Genomic DNA, 3531 nt, shown 5'->3' with positions numbered 1-3531 from the left:
CGTCGCCGCATTCGAAGCCTACGTTGGTCATGCCTTCGGCCGTGCTGAGTTGCCGTGCTCGCGCGACCATGGCGGCGGAGATATCGACGCCGAGGGCGTCCCCGGCGTATGCGGTCCGAGCCACCGCCCGTGTGGTCTGCCCCGCGCCGCAGCCGACGTCGAGGACCCGCGCATAGGGCTCGATGTCGAGGGCAGCCATCAGCCGGGCGTGATAGCGCACCAGCTCGGCGTCGTAGTCGAACACCTCACGTACCTCCGGGGTCGGCCGGGCCGTCATGAAGCAGACCACGCACGGTGTCGAGGCTGGCTTCGGGTTCGATCTCTGCGAGCCACCAGGTGGCTCCCGCGTTCTTGTAAGGTTCGGGGTCCACGTCCGGGTCCAGGCCGACGACGACGTCGTACTCGTCGAGCCCGCCGCGCGCATCGGTGAGCATGGCGGTGACTTCGGCCACCTGGTCGGGATGTTCGAGGTTGGCCGGGAAGAAGCCGTCGAGGCCAGCGGCTCGGCGGATCGGCTTGACGTTCCCGGGCATTCCGGCGGCCCACACCGGGACGCCGGGTCGTTGGACCGGGCGGGGGAGGAACTGGATGCCGTCGATCGTGTAGTGCTCGCCGTGGTGGTGGACCGGCTCGCCGGACCAGGCGCCGGCCAGGACGGTCAGGGCTTCGTCGAGCATCCGGCCCCGCCGGGGGCCGTCGAGCTCTTCTCCGGTCTTGGACAGCTCGCCGGCGAACCGGTCGCTGCCGATGCCGACGCCGAGGGTGAGACGCCCGTGGCTGAGCCGGTCCAGCGTCGCGGTCTCGCGAGCGACTTTCGCCGGTCGGCGGCGAGGAAGCGGCGTGACCATCGGCCCCAACCGGAGCCGCTGGGTGGCGGTCGCGACCGCGGCCAGGACGATCCACGGGTCGGCGACTCGCTGGATCGGCTCTCGCCAGCACACCTGGTCCCAGACGAACAGTCCGTCCCAGCCGGCCGCCTCGGCCTCGGCGGCCAGCCGCGCCACCACGATTGGGTCGGCGAGATCACCGAACAGCGGCAGCCACAGTGCCGAGCGGATCCGGGTCGTCGTCATGGGAATCACGCTAGGCCCACGGGTGCATCGTGAAAAGCGATAATCTGCGATCAAGTCGATCGTCAGAACGCATGGATCCAGCTAGCCTGGCACCGTGCCCGACATCGAACTGCGACACCTCACTGCGCTGGCCGCCATCGCCGACGAGGGCTCGTTCGGGCGGGCCGCCGCTCGGCTCGGCTACACACAGTCGACCGTCAGCCAGCAGATCGCCGCGCTGGAGAAGGCCGTCGGTGGGATCGTTTTCGACCGGCCGGGAGGACCGCGGCCGGTCCGTATCACCCCCACTGGGCGCGGTGGTGCTCGCCCGCGGACGCGAGGTGTTGGCCAAGGCCGAGGAGATGACGGAAGCGATCGAGCGGTTCCGGGCCGGCGAGGGCCGGATCGACATCGGAACGTTTCAGAGCATGACGAACGTGATCCTGCCGATCGTGGTGCGCCGACTGCGCGAGGAGTTCCCTAGCTGCGATATCCGGCTGTCCGAGGAAGAGCCGGAGGACCCACGGATCGGGGACCTGGACCTGCTGTTCTACGACAGGCGCCTCGACGGTGAGGTTGAATCCGTCGAGCTGCTCGCCGACCCGTACCTGCTCGTCGCCCGCGCCGGCGCGTTCCCCGACGGGCCGGTACGTGTGCGGCAATTGGACGACGAGCCGATGGTGGCCTGGCCGCTGACTTGCGACCAGCCGGCGATGGAACAAGCGTTGGCCCGTGCCGACGCACACCCGCGCATTGTGTTTCGCACGGCGGGCAATGAGGCCCTCCTGTCCATGGTTCGAGCCGGTATGGGATCGGCTGTCGTGCCCTGGCTCGCCGTCCACGGTGCCGAAGCCGACAACGACGACCGGCTCCGCGTCCACGAACTACGCCCCACGCTCCCGCCTCGCCGGATCCACCTGCACTGGGCGGCCGGACGCACACACTCCCCGCTCGCCACCCGGGCCATCGAGATCGCCGTCGAGGCGGCGGCCGACCTCGTGCCTCGGACGACGAGCTCGCGCAGGACGGCAGCTCGCCCTTGAGCGATGTTTCAGCCCAGTAGCCAAGACCGGCGGTGATCAGACCTCCTCGAATGGGTTATGGGTGGGTGGCGCGGTACCGGGCTGCCTTGGACTGGTTTCCGCAGGTCTTCATGCTGCACCAGCGGCGACGCCGACCCCGGGAGGTGTCGATGAAGAACCAGCCGCAGCGATCACATGCCTGTACTCCTTGCGATGGCGGGTTCAACGCGAGTGTGATTCCGCGCAGAGCAAGGACGGCGAACACACCGTCTGCCGTCAGCGGCACCGTCGAACCGTCGGAGTACACCGTGAGGCTGCCGGTTCCGCGGCGCGCGGTGCCGAGGAGATTGGCGAGGGCGTCTGTGCGGATCGTGCGGCCGTCCTTCTGCGCATCGAAGACCGTCCAGAACTGCGCACGCAGTTGGCGCGCCTCGTTCAGCGCACCATCGGGGTCCGTGAAGCCGCTGCGTAGATCGTCGGTCGCCGGAAGCAAACGTGCCCGCCACAGCCACGAGATGAGAGCTTCGGTGTTGTTGAGCAGGTCGGCACCGAGTTCGGGCGTGCGGCGGTAAACCGTGTTGGCGAAATCGAGCGCGATATCACCGGCGATGAAGTGGTCATCGACCCAGACCGTGGCGGAGGTCATGGCAGGTCGTACCGCATGACGGGCCGATCGGGCTTGGGCCGTGCGACCTCGCTGAATCCTGCAGCGATGAACGTGCTGGCGAGGCCGGTCATCGCAGTGTCCGGTCCTGCCCTGCGCCCTGCGACCGGCTCGACCGGGTACGCCTCGATGGTGCGTGTCTCGGACGTCTCATCGAGGTATGTGCACACCGCGGCGATCAGCTCCGTGGACAGGCCCTCACCGCGGTAGTCCTTTCTGATCAGCAGGCAGGTCAGTGAGACGACCGGCTTCTCGTCGACGGGCTTCAGCAGTGAGGAGCGTTGCATGCGGGGGAATTCCGAACGGTCACCGAAGGCACACCACGCGACGGGCTCGTCGCCCAGATAGCCCACGACACCCGGCGTTGTCTCGCGATCGGCGAGTGCGCGCATCGCGGCCTTGTTGCCGTCGCCCTTTTCCTCCATCCACTCGGCGATGCTCAGTCGCCAGTGCATGCACCAGCATCCGCGGGAACCGCCGGCGGTGCCCATGACGGTCTCGAAGTCATCCCAGGCGTCCGGTGTCAGTGGCCGGACGGTCAGCGTAGTCGTGTTCATGGGTGCGTGCCTCATCGTGGCTCCCATCGACAGATACGGATCATCAGGCTTTCCCAGTAACCGTATTAGACGCATTTATAGGTTACCAACACGATGGTGTCTGCCGCGGAGACGAGGTGAACCTGCCGTGCGAGTCGTGATCGCAGAAGACGACGTGCTGCCGACCCGTCCTCACGCGCCGTTCTGAGAGAATTCGTCGTGTGATCGAGGTATGTGGGGTTGGCGTGGTCGTGGGT

At 67.6% G+C, this 3531-nt stretch carries 4 protein-coding genes and 1 pseudogene; 1 reads left to right on the top strand and 4 read right to left on the bottom strand.

Annotation, left to right across the window (positions count from 1 at the left end; all coding sequences use genetic code 11):
- Both ELR45_RS38330 and ELR45_RS18680 read right to left on the bottom strand, forming a co-directional pair.
- Positions 1 to 277 (bottom strand): class I SAM-dependent methyltransferase (locus tag ELR45_RS38330; protein WP_205856845.1); only part of this gene is annotated, 277 nt, incomplete at its 3' end.
- Positions 246 to 1073 (bottom strand): LLM class flavin-dependent oxidoreductase, encoded by an 828-nt coding sequence (locus ELR45_RS18680; protein ID WP_129667735.1) that lies wholly within the window; start codon positions 1071 to 1073, stop codon positions 246 to 248. The genes ELR45_RS38330 and ELR45_RS18680, both read right to left, overlap by 32 nt.
- 94 nt (positions 1074 to 1167) lie before the next feature.
- On the opposite strand from ELR45_RS18680, the pseudogene ELR45_RS18675 reads away from it, so the two are divergent.
- Positions 1168 to 2095, top strand: a pseudogene (locus ELR45_RS18675) (LysR family transcriptional regulator).
- 55 nt (positions 2096 to 2150) lie between these two features.
- Here ELR45_RS18675 and ELR45_RS18670 read toward each other — a convergent pair.
- Together ELR45_RS18670 and ELR45_RS18665 are read right to left on the bottom strand one after the other, a co-directional pair.
- Positions 2151 to 2720, bottom strand: a complete 570-nt coding sequence (locus ELR45_RS18670) for a CGNR zinc finger domain-containing protein (protein ID WP_129667734.1) — start codon at positions 2718 to 2720, stop codon at positions 2151 to 2153.
- A complete protein-coding gene (locus ELR45_RS18665) occupies positions 2717 to 3295 on the bottom strand; it encodes a GNAT family N-acetyltransferase (RefSeq protein WP_165367910.1) in 579 nt (192 codons plus the stop codon). The genes ELR45_RS18670 and ELR45_RS18665 overlap by 4 nt, the downstream gene beginning before the upstream one ends.
- Positions 3296 to 3531: the final 236 nt, after the last annotated feature.

The sequence above is a fragment of the Phytoactinopolyspora endophytica genome (assembly GCF_004138495.1).
Lineage (GTDB): Bacteria > Actinomycetota > Actinomycetes > Jiangellales > Jiangellaceae > Phytoactinopolyspora > Phytoactinopolyspora endophytica.
This window is presented reverse-complemented; position numbering and strand designations above follow the sequence as displayed.

What these genes read in the sequence shown, in the direction of transcription:
- ELR45_RS18680 (WP_129667735.1), bottom strand. Translation starts at nt 1,073, where the DNA reads ATGACGACGACCCGGATCCGCTCGGCACTGTGGCTGCCGCTGTTCGGT.
- ELR45_RS18670 (WP_129667734.1), bottom strand. Translation starts at nt 2,720, where the DNA reads ATGACCTCCGCCACGGTCTGGGTCGATGACCACTTCATCGCCGGTGAT.
- ELR45_RS18665 (WP_165367910.1), bottom strand. Translation starts at nt 3,295, where the DNA reads ATGAACACGACTACGCTGACCGTCCGGCCACTGACACCGGACGCCTGG.